Raw genomic sequence first — 14750 nt, 5'->3', positions numbered from 1 at the left:
GCATGAAAAACCCCGGCGAAAGCCGGGGTTTTTCGTTTCCGCATCCAGGCGGGCGATCAGCAGCAGCCGTGGCCGCCGTGGCGATCGCCGCTGTCCGGAGCGACCGACGCGCCGCTCGTTTCGCCGCGCTGGCTCGCGTGATGGTGTTCGGCGATTACGCGCGACACGCACGCCGTCACGCGCTTGCCCATCGGGATGTGCAGGAACTCGTTCGGACCGTGCGCGTTGCTGTGCGGGCCGAGCACGCCGGTGATCATGAACTGCGCGCCGGGGAACTTTTCGCCCAGCATGCCCATGAACGGAATCGAGCCGCCTTCGCCCATGTACATCGCCGGCTTGCCGAAGAACTCGCGGCTCGCCGAATCGATGGCGCGCGTCAGCCACGGCGACTGCGCGGGGGCGTTCCAGCCGGACGAGGATTTCTCCAGATCCAGCGTCACCTTCGCGCCGTTCGGCGGATCCTTGGTCAGCACCTCGCGCAGCAGTTCGCCGGCCTTCTTGCCGTCCAGCGTCGGCGGCAGGCGCAGCGACAGCTTCACCGCCGTGTGCGGGCGCAGCACGTTGCCGGCCGATGCCAGCGCCGGCATGCCGTCCACGCCCGTCACCGACAGCGCGGGGCGCCACGTGCGATTGAGCACGAGCTCGGCGAGGTCGGAGGCCATCGGCGTCATGCCGGGGAGGAACGGGAACTTGTCGAAGATCGCCGTGTCGAGCACCTTCGCCGCTTCGCGCGCCTGCGCCAGTCGTTCTTCCGGGATGTCGACGAACAGGCCGTCCACGCGGATCTTGCCGGTGTTCTCATCCTCAAGACGCGACAGCAACTGGCGCAACAGGCGGAAACTCGACGGCACGATGCCGGACGCATCGCCCGAGTGCACGCCTTCTTCCAGCACCTTCACCGTGAAGTTGCCGCCGGCGAGCCCGCGAAGCGAGGTCGTGCACCACAGCTGCTCGTAGTTGCCGCAACCCGAGTCCAGGCACACGACGAGCGACGGCTTGCCGATGCGATCGGCGAGGTGGTCGACGTACGCCGGCAGGTCGTAGCTGCCCGATTCCTCGCAGGCTTCGATCAGGATCACGCAGCGCGCATGCGGCAGCTGCTGTTCCTGCAGCGCGAGCACGGCGGTGAGCGAGCCGAAGATCGCGTAGCCGTCGTCGGCGCCGCCGCGGCCATACAGGCGGTCGCCCTTGATCACGGGATTCCACGGACCGAATTCCGGATCCCAGCCGGTCATTTCCGGCTGCTTGTCCAGGTGGCCGTACAGCAGCACGCAATCGTCGTTGCTGCCGCCGTTCGCCGCCGGGATGTCGATGAAGATCAGCGGCGTGCGGCCCTCCAGGCGCACCACCTCGACCTTCATGCCCGGGATCGGCTGGGCCTTCGCCCAGGTTTCCATCAGCTTGACCGCGTCGTCCATGTAGCCGTGCTTGACCCAGTCGGCGTCGAACATCGGGGACTTGTTGGGAATGCGGATGTACTCGACGAGCTGGGGAACGATCTCGTCGTCCCATTTGTCGCCGACGTAGCGGTCGACCTTGCTGATGTCCATGGCGGCTTCGGCCTCGTTGCGGGGGACGACAAGTTTACGCCCCCGCGACGCCCGACCGGACCGGGCGCCGCGTCGCCGGAAGCTTCCGAGGCGTCGGCGGCATCTTCCGACGCAGGTCGCGAACGCGCCTACCCGCGGTTGCGGGCCTTTCTTTGCCGGAGTCGGCGGATTGCCCGATAGGGCCCGACGGCCCCGCTGCGGAGACTGTGCTGGCCGCCAACGCATCGCCGTGGCGGACATCCACCATCCACGTCGTGGGCCGGCTGGCCCAAGGAGTCGCTCAATGAAACCGTTCCCGTCGAAGGCCCTGGCCGTTCGATCCTTCGCGATGTTCGTCCGCACCCTGCTGCTGTCGCTGGTCCTCACCGGAACGGCGATGGCGGCCGAGACGGTCAACATCAACACCGCCCACGCGGCCACGCTCGATCGCGTGCTGGTCAACATCGGCCCGAGCAAGGCCGAGGCAATCGTCGCCTATCGCAAGACCAACGGACCGTTCCGCAGCGCCGACCAGCTCGCGCAGGTGCCGGGCATCGGGCTCAAAACGGTGGAAAAGAACAAGGACCGCATTGCCGTGGGCGGCGGCGCACCGGCCGCGTCCGCTGCCGCTGCGGCGAAACCGGCACCCGCGACCGCCGCCGCGGGCGCCGCGAAGCCCGCGCCGGCAAAACGCGAGGGGAGGGGCGCATGCCGGCCCGGCGGAGCGGCGCGACCTTGCGCGCCGGCGCGCCGGGCCGGCGATGCGATGGCGCCTTCCATCGCCTGGTAGCGCGACCCGCGCCTGAGTCCGTCGCCGAACCGCCGCTAGACTGTGCGGAACGATTACCGGACGTGACGAATGGCTTCCGAGCAACGCAGCCGTTCGCGGGTGATGCCCGCCAACGAATACCGGCGCGAGCGCTGGCGCAACCAGATGGGCTGGACGCGCGAGATCCACGCGGGTCGCCTCGACGATGCGACACCGGATGCGCCGTGGGACTGGCGACTGTCGATCGCGGAAATCGAACGCGATTCGGAGTTCTCCGCGTTCCCCGGGATAGATCGCGAGCTCGTCCTGCTCAGCGGCAACGGCGTGCGCCTGCGCTTCGACGATGGCGAGTCGCACGAGCTGCATCCGCCGCACGACCGCCTGCGCTTTGCAGGCGAGCGCAAGGTGACCGGCGAACTGCTGGACGGCCCGACGCACGATTTCAACCTGATGTGGCGGCGCGACCGCGTGCGTGCCGCGTTGTGGCATCGGCCGCTGGTGGGCCCGATGGTGCTGTTCGCCGATCCGGGCACCACGTGGGTCGCGCACCTGATCGCGGGGCAGGCGCAGTTCGCCGACGACTCCGGACTGCCGCCAATGTCGTCGGGCGATACGGCGTTTTTCGAAGCCGGAAGCGAACGCCTGCGGCACGTGATCGACGGCGGCGGGGAGTTGCTGCTGATCAGGATCGAGCCGGTGCAGGGCGAACGCTGACGCATCGGGCAAGCGGCACCAGGGCGCCCAACTTCAGGCAGCGTGAATCAGTAAACGTCCCGGCAATAACGCCCGTCGGCCGCCATCGCTTCCAGCGCGTCGAGGCCGACGGTCTCGCGCAGTACCGCGTCGACGGCCGGCGCCATCCCTTCCAGGCTGCCGCAGACGTAGATCGCCGCGCCTTCGTTGATCCATTCGCGAAGGCGTGCGGCGTTGGCACGCAGCACGTCCTGCACGTACACGCGCTGCGCGCCGTCGCGCGAGAACGCGAGGTCGAGATGCTGCAGGTGGCCGTCGCGCAGCCAGCCTTCGATCTCGTCCCGGTGGTGGAAGTCGTGCTCGCGCTGGCGTTCGCCGAATACCAGCCAGTTGCGGCGATGTCCCGCGAGGGCACGCGCCTTCAGATGTGCGCGTAGTCCTGCGAGGCCGGTGCCGTTGCCGACGAGGATCATCGGCCGGTCGTCCCGCGGCGGGTGGAACGCGACATTGCGCCGGATGCGCAGATCGACGGGGCCACCGACGTCCGCATGTGCGGTGAGCCAGCCGCTGCCGCTGCCGAGCCGGCCGTCGGCGTGGCGCATCTGACGGACGAGCAGGTGCAGCGCGCCGTCCTGCGGAAGCGAGGCGATGGAGTATTCGCGGTGCGGCAGCGGTTGCAGTTCGTTGGCGATGGTTTGCGGCGAGTGACCGCGAACGCTGGTGGGCTCGGGCAGGCGCGAGCGCTGGAGCAGGCTGGCCAGCGCTACGCTTTCGCCGCCGTGTTCGACGTCCGCCGCGGCGTCCTGACCGGCGGCGAGCAGCCACGCCATCACGTCGGATGGCGCGTGACGCGGGCCGATCTCGGCGATGTCGCCGGCCTCCCAGTCCAGATCGCGCGTGTCCATCGGCGAAAGCGCAACGTGGTACGCCGGACCGCCCACGCTGCCCGGATTGAGCCATCGACGCTCTTGCAATCGCCATGGCCGGTAGCGCGGTGCACTCCAGTCGGCCAGCGCGGTGTTGCCGGCAAGCTGCCCGAGGCGATGTTGCCAATGCCGCAGCGCGCCCGCATCGCCGGCGTCCACGTCGATGCGATCGAACATCGGCTGCGCGCCGTTGTGGTGCAGCCATTGGTCGAGACGACGGCCGAAGCCGCAGAAGCGGTCGTACGCGCGATCGCCCAATGCGAGCACCGCGTATTCCAGACCTGCCAGGGCCATCGGTTGCCCGAGTACGTGTCGCGTGAAACGGAGCGCGTGGTCCGGCGGATCGCCTTCGCCCGTGGTGCTGGCGATGAACAGCGCCCGTCGATGCGAACGCAGCACGTCCGCGTCGACGCGATGGAGCGGCAGCACGCGCACCGCCGTGCCCGCGTCGCGCAACGCCTGCGCAGTGTGTTCGGCGAGCTGCTGGCCGAAGCCGGTCTGGCTGGCCCAGGCGAGCAGCATCGCGTCGGCGTCGGGCACGTCAATCCCGTCCGCTCCAGCACGATCCGCCTGCGCGTCGCGCCACGTCGACACACACAAACCGACGAAGGCGAGCACGACCACGATCGCGAGCACCCAGCTGCCCGCGCGCGGCGACGCCACCCACCACGCTTCCGTCTGCCAGGCTCCGAACGCGATCATCGCCGCGAACAACGCGACGAGCGCGACACCGTTTCCGAGTCGTGCGCGCATCGATCCCGCGGCGTTCGTGACGTTCGCGCTCATGCCTGCAGCAGCGCCTCGAAGGCCGGCGTCATGCGCTCTTCGACGACCTCCGCGCGACCGTCGGCGCTGGGACGCACGTCAACAAACCGCGCCGCGAGCCCGTGGGCCTGCGCGATCTCCATACCTTCGTTCGTGCCGAGCACCGTAAGCGCGGTCGCCCATGCATCGGCGCGCATGGCGTCGTTCGCGGCGACCGTCACCGCGACCGGCGCATTCGCCACGGGGTGACCGTTGCGCGGATCGAGCGTGTGGCTGATGCGGCGGCCTTGATGTTCGCGCCGATGCCAGCGATCACCCGACGTCGCGACGGCCAGATTGTCGAGCGCCAGCAGGCGCGGCTCGTGCGCGTCGTCCTCGTCGCCCTGCCAGCCCTCGACGATCACCCGCCACGGCGAGCCGTCCGGCTTTCGGCCGAAGCCGAACAGTTCGCCGCCCACTTCCACCAGCGCGGCCTCGATGCCCAACGAACGAAGGTGCGCGGCGACCGCGTCCACGCCGAAGCCCTTCGCGATCGCGCACAGGTCCAGCCGCGTTCCGCCGGGTTGCAGCACGCGCCGCCCGCCGCGATCGAGCACCACGCGGCGCCATTGCACCTGCGCACGCGCCGCGTCGGGCGAAAAGCGCTCGGCCGTCGGGCCCGACGGGCCGAAACCCCAACCGTCCACCAGCGGTCCGACGGTCGGATCGAATGCGCCGCCGCTCGCATGGGCGATGTCGAGCGCGCACGAGAGCACGTCGAAGAAGTCGTCCGGCAGCATCTGCCACGAGCCCGCATCGGACGCGTTGTAACGGCTCAGGTCCGACGTGGGTTCCCAGTTGCTCATCTGCGCGACGACGGCGTCCAGTCGCGACTGGATGCCCGCGTGCAACGCGTGCGCATCGGCGTTGCGCGGTGCGACGAGTTTCACCGACCAGGTCGTGCCCATCGTCGCGCCGCCGAGGACATCGACGGCGCGTGCGGGCGACACGGAAGCGTGCGTGTTCACTTGCGGATGGCGCGCGTTACTGCGGCAGCACTTCCAGCGTGGCGACGTAGCCGAGGCGACGCTGCTTGGCCTGCTTCACCGTGGTCTTGCCGTCCTGCGCGTTGGCCTCGATCCAGTACATGCCGGCTTCGGGCCACTTCACGGTGAACTGGCCCTGCGCGTCGGTCTTCGCCTTCAGCTCGTCCTGCGCGTTGCGGTAACGCGTACCGCCGCGGACGATCTCCACCTCGAGGTTCGCCGCCGGCTTGCCGTCGATCTGGAAACGGAACGTCGCTTCTTCGCCGGCGAACAGATCGTTGGGATGCGTCACCGGCACCAGCTCCAGGCCGACACCGCTGGGCTTGAGCGCGGTCTCGTTCGGCGAGCCGTTGGTGACGAAGGTTTCCACGCGGCTCACCGACTGGCCGACCTGCAGCTTCTTCGCGTCCTTCGGCACTTCGGTGGCGAAGGTCGCTTCGGTGCCGCGCCAGCGCTTGGGCTGGCCGTTTTCTTCCCAGCTGCCAGTGACGTAGTTGTTGACCACGCCGATGCGGTACGTGCCGGCCTGCTTCAGCTCGACGTCGAACACGGTGCGGTACTTGCCGGTCGCGGTGTTCTGCGCGGGCACCGTGCTGCCGTCGGGCGCGATGATGCTGAGGTTGTCGGTCTTCAGCGGCACGTGGTTGAAGTAGAACAGGTCGTTGGACACCGCCGCGTCCACCGTCACCCACGGATTGTTGCCGGCCAGCACCGTCTGCGACGGCTGGAGCCACGCCTTGTGCGCCTGCGCGGCGAGGGGAAGGGTGAGGGCCAGCGCGAGGGCGGCGAATTTCAGGGAGTTCTTCACGGCGTGCTCCTGGGTTCGTTGATTGCGTGTTCGTGCCTTTGCGTCATTCCCGCGAAGGGGGAATCCAGCTGTCCGTGAATCACGGCGTCCGAAGAGTGTGATGTGTCGTGGCGCTGGAGCCCCGCCTGCGCGGGGATGACGATCGAGAGGTGTGCGATTACGGCTTGCTGGCGACGCTGACGAGCCCCAGCTCGCTTGCACCCTGCGCCTTGCCGCTGCCCGCGCCGCCCCACTTGAAGGGCACCTTGACCAGCTCGCGACCGCCGACTTCGCGCGCGGCTTCCACCACCAGGGTGTAGTCGCCGGGCGGCAGCTTGCCGAGTTCGGGATGCTTCGCGTCGAACTTCAGCGCATGCGTGCCAACCGGGCGCGTCGGACCGGTCACGCCGTCCACCGGCACCTTCAGCGTGCGGCCGCTGCGGCGCCACCACTGGCGAAGGTCGGGCAGCCACTTGGTGCCATGGCCTTCGGATGTCGACTTCTGCTGGTACCAGACCGCGAGGTTCGCCAGCGCCTTCTGGTCCGCGCCTTCGACCCAGATCGCCACGTACGGGCGGTGGTATTCGGCGACGTTGAGCTGCGGGATCTGCACGTTGACGTCGATCTCCGCCGAGTACGCCGGCAATGCGAGCAATCCGCTCAGCGCGATGGTCAGTTGGACGCGCATGGGTTTCCCTCTTGGACGGTTCAATGGATGAAGAGAAGCGCAAGCAGCAGCGGCAACGCGAGCCCGAGCGCGACGTACGGCCAGGTCATGCGGCGCTGCCGCGCGTGCATCTGCAGCAGGAACAGGCCGGTGATGCAGAACACCAGGCACGCCAGCGCGAAGACGTCGATGAACCAGCGCCACGCGGCGCCGGCGTTGCGGCCTTTGTGCAGATCGTTGAGGTAGGCGACGACCCCGCGCGTGGTGCGTTCGTATTCCACCGCGCCGGTCGCGCGATCGATGCTGAGCCACGCATCGCCGCCGGGGCGCGGCAGCGACAGGTAGACCTCGTCGGCGGACCATTCCGCTGGCTGCGCGCCGATCGATACGGGCAGCACATCGCCCAGCCAGTCGCCGACGGCGCCGGGCAGGGGCGCGGTGCCGTCCTCGCGCGTGCCGAGCGCGCGCAGCACGGACGCCGGCATCTCGACCTTGCGCGTGAGCGTTTCCGGCTTGGCTTCGATCGCCGCCGAATGGTTCAGCGTGATGCCGGTGACGGAGAACAGCAGCATCGCGACCAGGCAGATCGCCGAGCTGATCCAGTGCCACGAATGCAGCGTGCGCAGCCAGAACCCGCGACGCTGCTGCTGCGCGGCGATGTCGGGTGCGGTGGACGAGCGGTTCACGGCGCGTGGCTCACGGTTCGGCCCAGCGACGCAGCAGGTTGTGGTAGACGCCGGTGAGCTGCACGAGGGCGGGATGCTCCGGCACGTCCTGGGTCAGGTGGCGGATCGACACGTCCAGCTCGAACATCAGCCGGCGCTGCGCATCCTCGCGCAGCAGGCTCTGGATCCAGAAGAACGACGCGATGCGCTCGCCGCGCGTCACCGGCGTCACCTTGTGCAGGCTCGTGCCGGGATAGAGCACCATGTCGCCGGCCTGCAGCTTCACGCGCTGCACGCCATAGGTGTCCTCGATGATGAGCTCGCCGCCGTCGTATTCCTCCGGCGCGCTGAGGAACAGCGTGGCCGACAGGTCCGTGCGGATCGGGTCCACGCCGCCGCGGCTGCGGTCGTAACGGATCGCGTTGTCGACGTGGAAGCCGAACGACTGCCCGCCGCTGTAGCGGTTGAACAGCGGCGGGTAGATGCGCTGCGGCAGCGCGGCGGAGAAGAACGTCGTGTTGCGCGCGAGCGCATCGAGGATCAACCCGCCGAGCTCGCGCGCCACCGGGTCGTTCTCCGGCAGCTGCGCGTTGTCCTTCGCCATCGCCGACTGGTGCCCGGCGGTGATGCGTCCGTCGGCCCACCCGGCCTGCCGAAGGCGGTCGCGGCAATGGGCGACCTGTTCGGCACTGAGGACTTGCGGGACCTGGAGCAGCATGTCGGATCCTTCGCTTCGGTAAGCCCGGCGCTGCGGGCGTCGCGTGGCTGGGTGATGGCGGGTCGTTGCCCGATCAGAAACGGTAGATGGCCTGCAGCACCACCTGGCGAGCGTCGCCCGGCGTCGCCCAGCCGTTGTTGCGGATGCGCGTGTAATACGTCTTGTCGAACAGGTTGTTGACGTTGAGCTGGAAGGCGAGGCGTTCGTTGAGGTCGAAGCCCACCATCGCGCGGTGCGTCGTGTACCCCTTGGCTTCGGCGATGTTCGCGCCGTTGCCGGTGTAGACGTCGTAATTGCCCACGTACGTCAGGCCGTAGCCGAACGTCCACTGGCTCAGATCGTACGTGGTCCACAGGCTGCCCGAACGCTCCGGCGTGCCGGAAATCGGCAGGCCGGCGAGCGGATCGGGATCGGCCGCCGTGTTGCCGCAGGCGGTGCTCGGGTTGGCCTTGCAGTAGTCGGACACGCCCTGGATCACTTCGCTGTCCAGCCACGTCAGGTTGGCGAACACCGACCACGCGTCGGTGATGTGGCCGGCCGCGCCGAGCGCGACACCGTCCACGCGCGCGGTGCCGTCGAGCTGCTGCTCGCCGCTGGGGTTCTCCGGATTGCCCGGATCGGCCACCTTGTATTCCTCGCGCTCGTTGCGGAACACGGCCGCCGTCAGCGCCAGCTTGCTGTTGATGTCCCACTTCGCGCCGGCTTCGAGGTTGATCGCCGTCTCCGGATCGACGTTGCAGTTGGCGGTGCCGGTGGTGCTGGTCGCGGTGCACGAGCCGTTCACCGAGGCCTTCGACGGCGTCTTGCTGTTGGAGTAGGACAGGTAGAGGCTCGCGTTCGGCGCCGGCTTGAAGATCAGGCCCGCGCGGTACGAGAACAGGTCGTCGGAGTTTTCCGCGACGACGCGCGTGGTCGGCTGGCCCAGCTGCGGGCTGCCCGCGGTCGTGTTGAACGTGGTGGTGACCGTGTCGCCTTCGTTATGCTCGTAGCGCGCGCCGAGGTTCAGCATCCAGCGATCGTTGAATTCGAGCGTGTCGAAGGCGTAGATCGCCTGGTTGTCGAGCGAGCCCTCGGCGATGCTGCCGCGGATGTAGTTGATCGGACCGGCGTAGACCGAGTTCGGGTGGGTGATCGACATCGGCGGCAGCGGCACCGTGGCGCCGGTCGCCGTGCGGAACAGGTTGCCGGTGTCGAGCTCGAATTCCTCGCGCGAGAACGACACGCCGGCGACGAACGAATGGTTGATCGACCCGGTCGCGAAGCGCGAGACCACGTCCGTCTGGCTCACGGCGAGCGTGTTCTTGGTGTCGCGGCTGAAACCGCGCGGGCCGCTGGGCAGGTAGGTGTCGGGCGTGGCGCAGGCCAGGCCCGTGGCGGGATTGAATCCGGCCGGCAGGCACCACGTGCCCTGCGGTGCATCGACGACGCTCAGCTGCTGCACCTGCTGGAAACGCGCGAGGCTGCGCAGCGTGGTGTTAGGGCTGAAATCGTGCTCGAACACGCCGGTGACCATGTCGACGTCGATCTCCTGGCGGTCGATGTTGTGGTAGCCGTAGTAGTTCTCGGTGTCCACGCCCGGCAGGCCGCCGCCGAACGCCGCGAAGTAGGGCACGCCGTACTGCGGGAGGTTGTCGTCGCTCTGGTGGAAATAGCTCGCGGTGAAGCGCGTGTCGCCATCCAGGCCGAACGCGACCGACGGCGCGATGCCCCAACGCTCGAAGTTCTCGTAGTCGCGGCCGGGGACGTCGTTCTGGTGGACCATCGCGTTGACGCGGAACGCCGACCCGTTGTCCAGGTCGGTGTTGCTGTCGAGCGTGATGCGCCCGAAGCTGTCGGTGCCGGCGCCAGCCGTCACCACCGTGGAATCGCCGCTGCGCGCGACCTTGCTGACCAGGTTGATGTTGCCGCCGACCGAGCCCGCGCCGGAATACACCGAGTTCGCGCCGTTGACCAGTTCGACCGATTCCAGGTTGAAGTTGTCGGTGCGCGTGTACTGCGCGCTGTCGCGCACGCCGTCGGTGGTGATGTCGCTGTTCGCGTTGAAGCCGCGCAGCGTGATGCTGTCGCCGTAACCGCCGCCGCCTTCGCCCGCGCCGAAGGTAATGCCCGGCAGCGTGCTCAGCACGTCGCGCAGGCCGATCAGGTTCTGCTGGTCCATCACGTCCTTGGTGACGACGGTGATCGTCTGCGGCGTGTCCAGCAGCGGCTGCGTGTACTTGATCGACGAGGGCTTCTCGACGTACTCGCCGTGCACCTCGATCTTGTCCAGATCGCGCGCGTTGGCGGGCTCACCCGCCGGTTCGGCCAGGGCGGGGGCGACGACGGCGAGCGCGAGGGCGCCGGCGAGCGGCGAGACGGCGAACTTCCTGTTGGACATGGGACTCCCGAAAACTGGCGTGCGGCACGGCCGCGGTTCGGGGTCGGATGTTAATGAGATAGATTCTCATTTGCAACGGAAAGTGAACGCGGACGGATGAGCGGCGCCCGCGGCTCGCTTGGCTTATGTAGCAATCAGGCGTTTGTAGCCCGGGTAAGCGAAGCGCACCCGGGGGGCTTCACCCGCAAGATTCAAAGGCCCATCCGCCTGTGGCGGAAGAACGGGTGCCAATGGCAACGCCCGGGTTCAAGCGTGAGGGCCCCCGGGTGCGCTTCGCTTACCCGGGCTACACAAGCAGATCGAAGGTGGGAGCGGGGCCAATCCGCGGAGGTCAGCCGCGATCGTCGCGCGTCCACACGCCGACGTCGTCGACCTTCACCGGGAACTTCGGCACCGGCTCATACGCGGGCGCGCACAGCGGGCGCCCGTCGCGGACGTCGAACTTCGCGCCATGCAGGACGCATTCGACAGTGGCTTCCTCGCCGTCGAAATTGCCGGCCGACAACTCGAAGTCCTCATGCGAGCACTTGTCTTCCAGCGCGTAGAAATCGCCGTCGTAGTTGACGACCAGGATCGCCGTATCGCCGTCCCACGCCACCGTGCTCTCGCCCGGCAGCAGCTGGGACGTGGCGCAGACGAACACCCACTGCTCGCCGCTCACAGCGTTTTCTCCAGCACTTCGAAACGCAGGTCGTCGCGCTTGGGCTGGCCGAAGCGCTCGTCGCCGTACGGGAACGGCTTCTTGATGCCGGTACGGCGATAGCCGCGGCGTTCGTAGAAGGCGATCAGCTCGTCGCGGATGTCGATCACCGTCATGCGCATCGACGGCAGCGACCATTCCTCGCGCGCGAGGCGCTCGGCTTCGGCGATGACCTGCTTGCCGATGCCGCCACCCTGCAGGCCGGGATTGACCGAGAACATGCCGAAATAGCCGGCGCCATCCTCTTCGGCGACGTGCGCACAGGCGAGCAGTTCGCCGTCATCGCGCTCGGCGATGAGGATCGCGCTGCGCGGGCGGTCGATGCACGCCTGCACGTCGTCCGGCCCGGTGCGGCGGCCGCCGAGCATGTCCGCCTCCGTCGTCCAGCCCTGCTTGCTCACGTCGCCGCGGTAGGCGGATTCGATCAGCGCGACGAGCGCGTCGACGTCGGCGTGCGTGGCGTGGCGGAACTGCAGGGGCTGTGCGGTCATGGGCGCGGTCGGTCGGTGGGGGCGGACCGGCCCATTTTCCGGCCTCGCCGCGACGCTGTCATCCGACGCGGCGTGGGAGATCATCCCAGCAGGCGGCGAACCTTCTGAAGGGCGGCCACGAACGCCTCGATTTCCTCGTGCGTGTTGTAGAACGCCAGCGACGCGCGGCAGGTGGCCGGTACGCCGAAATGCTGCATCAGCGGATGCGCGCAGTGGTGTCCGGAACGGATCGCGACGCCTTCCAGGTCCAGCAGCGTCGCAAGGTCGTGCGCGTGCGCGCCTTCGACGAGGAAGCTGACCACGGCGGACTTCTCGCGCGCATCGCCGAAGATGCGCAGCCCGTCAACGGTCGATAGCGCTTCGTTGAAGTGCGCCAGCAGTTCCTTCTCGCGCGCTTCGATGTGGTGCATGCCAAGGCCGGAGAGGTAATCCACGGCCGCGCCGAGGCCGACGAAGCCGGCGATGTTCGGCGTGCCCGCTTCGAACTTGTGCGGCGCGTCGTTGAACACGGTGCCTTCAAAGCGCACCTCCTTGATCATCTCGCCGCCGCCGATGAAGGGCGGCATCGCGGCGAGGTGTTCGCGTCGCGCCCACAGCGCGCCGGTGCCGGTCGGGCCGGACATCTTGTGGCCGGTGAAGGCGTAGAAATCGCAGCCGATCGACGCGATGTCCACCGCGCGATGGGGCACGGCCTGCGAGCCGTCGACCACCGTGACGATGCCGCGCTTGCGCGCTTCGCGGCAGATCTCGCGCACCGGGTTCACCGTGCCGAGCACATTGGACACGTGGGTGAGCGAAAGCAGCTTCACCTCGGGCGTGAGCAGCGAGTACAGCTGCGGCAGGTCGAGCTCGCCACGCCCGTCGATCTCGGCGACCTTGATGATCGCACCCGTGCGCTGCGCGACGAGCTGCCACGGCACGATGTTCGCGTGGTGCTCCATGCGCGTGAGCACGATCGCGTCGCCCGCCTTGAGCTGCGGCAGCGCCCACGAATACGCGACCAGGTTCAGCGCGAACGTGGTGCCGCTGCACAGCACCAGTTCGTCTGCGCGCACGTTGAGGAACTTGGCCAGCTTCGAGCGCGCGCCTTCGTAGGCTTCCGTCGCCTCCGTGCCGAGCGCATGCACGGCGCGGCTGACGTTGGCGTTGTGGCGACGATAGAAGTCGTCGACCGCGTCGATCACCGACTCAGGTTTCTGCCCGGTGTTGGCCGAATCGAAATAGACCAGCGGCTTGCCGTGCACTTCGCGCGTGAGCAGCGGGAAGTCCGCGCGGACGCGGGCCCAGTCGATGACGTGGGTCGAATCGGTGGCGGGAAGGTTCATCGTGGCTCCAATCAGGCCGCGCCGAGGCGTTCCAGCGCGGCGTCGAGGCGGGCTTCCAGCGCGCTGCGCAGCGCGTCGCCCGGCTCGAATACGGACAGGGTTTCGCGGCAGAACGCCGCGGTGAGCAGCGCGCGCGCCTGGTCGGACGACAGGCCGCGGCTGCGCAGGTAGAACAGCGCGGTCGGGTCCAGCTGGCCCACGGTCGCGCCGTGCGCGGCCTGCACTTCGTCGGCGTGGATTTCGAGCACCGGCTGCGTGTCGATCTCCGCGCCTTCGCTCAGCAGCAGGTTCTTGTTCGACAGCTGCGCGTTGGTGCCATCGGCGCCTTCGCGGATCAGGATGCCGCCATGGAACGCCGCCTTGGAACGGCCGGCCGCCATGCCGCGCCACGTGAGTTCGCACGAGGTGTCGCGGCCGACGTGGTCGATGCCAAGGCGCGTATCCAGATGACGCTTGCCCGACGCGAGCAGCACGCCGTTCGCGTGCAGGCGCGCGTTGTTTCCGTGCAGCGCGGCGTTGAGTTCGTGGCGCGACAGGCCGCCGCCGAGTTCGAGATCGATACGACGGTAATCCGCGTCCTTCGCGAGCACCGCTTCGGTACGCGCCATCAGCGTTGCGTCGGTCGCGTCGTCCTGCACGCGCGCGTGGCGCAGCGTGGCGCTCGCGCCGAGGTGCACGTGCATCAGCTGGTTCGCAAGATGGCTGTGCGCGCCGGCTGCGAGATGGTGTTCGACCACGACGAGCGATGCGTCATCGCGAAGCTCGATGAGATGACGCAGATGCCAGGCCTGGTCGGTACCAGCGGCTGCGACGCCGACGAACACCAGGTGGATGGGCTGCGACGACTGCACGCCGGCTTGCGCGCGAAGCACGACGCCATCATCGGCGAGCGCGGCGTTGATGCGCGCGAAGATCTCGTCGCTGCGATCGAAGCGGCGTGCGAGGAAGTTGGCGTCGCGCGGCTCGCCTTCGACCAGCAGGTGCGACAGCGGCTGCAACGTCACGCCGGACGGCAGGCCCGACACATCGCTGTGCTGCGCATCGAAACGGCCGTTGACGAACACGATGCGCGGCGACGGAATGTCGGCGAGCAGCGCGGTATCCAACGCCGCGGGAGATTGCGAGGGCGCGGCGAACGCACGGCGTTCCAGCGCACGCAGCGGCGTGTACTTCCACGCCTCCACGCGCGCATGCGGAACGCCGTCGCGCAGTGCGTCGTCGAGCGCGGCGCGGCGGGTGTCGCGCAGGCCCGCGGCATCGCGCAGGTCCAGCGACTGGAAAGCCGCGGCGAAGGAATCGAGCAGGGCGCTCAT

Annotated in this window: 13 protein-coding genes and 1 pseudogene; 2 read left to right on the top strand and 12 right to left on the bottom strand. The window is 68.4% G+C overall.

The genetic code is table 11. From position 1 onward, the window contains the following. Positions 1-56 precede the first annotated feature (56 nt). Entirely contained in the window at positions 57-1550 is a 1494-nt protein-coding gene (locus tag LA521A_RS14500) for a M20 family metallopeptidase (RefSeq protein ID WP_281779574.1), read from the bottom strand. 283 nt (positions 1551-1833) lie between these two features. Between LA521A_RS14500 and LA521A_RS14495 the strand changes: the two are divergent. Both LA521A_RS14495 and LA521A_RS14490 read left to right on the top strand, forming a co-directional pair. Further along, positions 1834-2172: pseudogene (locus tag LA521A_RS14495) on the top strand (ComEA family DNA-binding protein); the annotation flags it as partial. A 216-nt stretch (positions 2173-2388) separates the two neighbouring features. Next, positions 2389-3012 carry a HutD/Ves family protein gene (locus LA521A_RS14490; protein ID WP_281779573.1) on the top strand — a complete coding sequence of 208 codons (624 nt, stop codon included), beginning with the start codon at positions 2389-2391 and terminating at the stop codon, positions 3010-3012. 47 nt (positions 3013-3059) lie between these two features. Here the strand turns inward: LA521A_RS14490 and LA521A_RS14485 are convergent, their stop codons facing one another. The 11 genes from LA521A_RS14485 to sufD all read right to left on the bottom strand — a co-directional run bounded on the left by LA521A_RS14485 (position 3060) and on the right by sufD (position 14750). After that, a complete protein-coding gene (locus LA521A_RS14485) occupies positions 3060-4703 on the bottom strand; it encodes a sulfite reductase subunit alpha (RefSeq protein ID WP_281779572.1) in 1644 nt (547 codons plus the stop codon). Beyond that, positions 4700-5629 (bottom strand): FAD:protein FMN transferase, encoded by a 930-nt coding sequence (locus LA521A_RS14480; protein WP_281782107.1) that lies wholly within the window; start codon positions 5627-5629, stop codon positions 4700-4702. Before LA521A_RS14480 ends, LA521A_RS14485 begins: the two co-directional genes overlap by 4 nt. Before the next feature lie 76 nt (positions 5630-5705). Continuing rightward, positions 5706-6515 (bottom strand): DUF4198 domain-containing protein, encoded by an 810-nt coding sequence (locus LA521A_RS14475; RefSeq protein WP_281779571.1) that lies wholly within the window; start codon positions 6513-6515, stop codon positions 5706-5708. A 157-nt stretch (positions 6516-6672) separates the two neighbouring features. Continuing rightward, entirely contained in the window at positions 6673-7182 is a 510-nt protein-coding gene (locus LA521A_RS14470; RefSeq protein ID WP_281779570.1) for a DUF2271 domain-containing protein, read from the bottom strand. A 20-nt stretch (positions 7183-7202) separates the two neighbouring features. Next, on the bottom strand, positions 7203-7847 hold the full coding sequence (locus LA521A_RS14465; RefSeq protein ID WP_281779569.1) for a PepSY-associated TM helix domain-containing protein: 645 nt from the start codon (positions 7845-7847) through the stop codon (positions 7203-7205). Positions 7848-7857: 10 nt separating this feature from the next. Then, the gene (locus LA521A_RS14460) at positions 7858-8544 is read right to left on the bottom strand and encodes a Fe2+-dependent dioxygenase (protein ID WP_281779568.1); all 687 of its coding nucleotides are present in this window, start codon (positions 8542-8544) and stop codon (positions 7858-7860) included. Positions 8545-8617: 73 nt separating this feature from the next. Next, positions 8618-10921, bottom strand: coding sequence for a TonB-dependent receptor (locus LA521A_RS14455; RefSeq protein WP_281779567.1), 2304 nt, complete (start codon positions 10919-10921; stop codon positions 8618-8620). Positions 10922-11252: 331 nt separating this feature from the next. Beyond that, positions 11253-11582 (bottom strand): non-heme iron oxygenase ferredoxin subunit, encoded by a 330-nt coding sequence (locus tag LA521A_RS14450; RefSeq protein ID WP_281779566.1) that lies wholly within the window; start codon positions 11580-11582, stop codon positions 11253-11255. Next, a complete protein-coding gene (locus LA521A_RS14445) occupies positions 11579-12112 on the bottom strand; it encodes a GNAT family N-acetyltransferase (protein WP_281779565.1) in 534 nt (177 codons plus the stop codon). Before LA521A_RS14445 ends, LA521A_RS14450 begins: the two co-directional genes overlap by 4 nt. Before the next feature lie 80 nt (positions 12113-12192). Beyond that, positions 12193-13437, bottom strand: a complete 1245-nt coding sequence (locus LA521A_RS14440; protein ID WP_281779564.1) for a cysteine desulfurase — start codon at positions 13435-13437, stop codon at positions 12193-12195. Positions 13438-13448: 11 nt separating this feature from the next. Further along, positions 13449-14750 carry a Fe-S cluster assembly protein SufD gene (gene sufD / locus LA521A_RS14435; RefSeq protein WP_281779563.1) on the bottom strand — a complete coding sequence of 434 codons (1302 nt, stop codon included), beginning with the start codon at positions 14748-14750 and terminating at the stop codon, positions 13449-13451.

Source organism: Lysobacter auxotrophicus (assembly GCF_027924565.1).
In the GTDB taxonomy this organism is placed as follows: Bacteria; Pseudomonadota; Gammaproteobacteria; order Xanthomonadales; family Xanthomonadaceae; genus Lysobacter_J; species Lysobacter_J auxotrophicus.
Note: the sequence above shows the minus strand (reverse complement) of the source record. Positions and strands in the feature narration are given on the sequence as shown.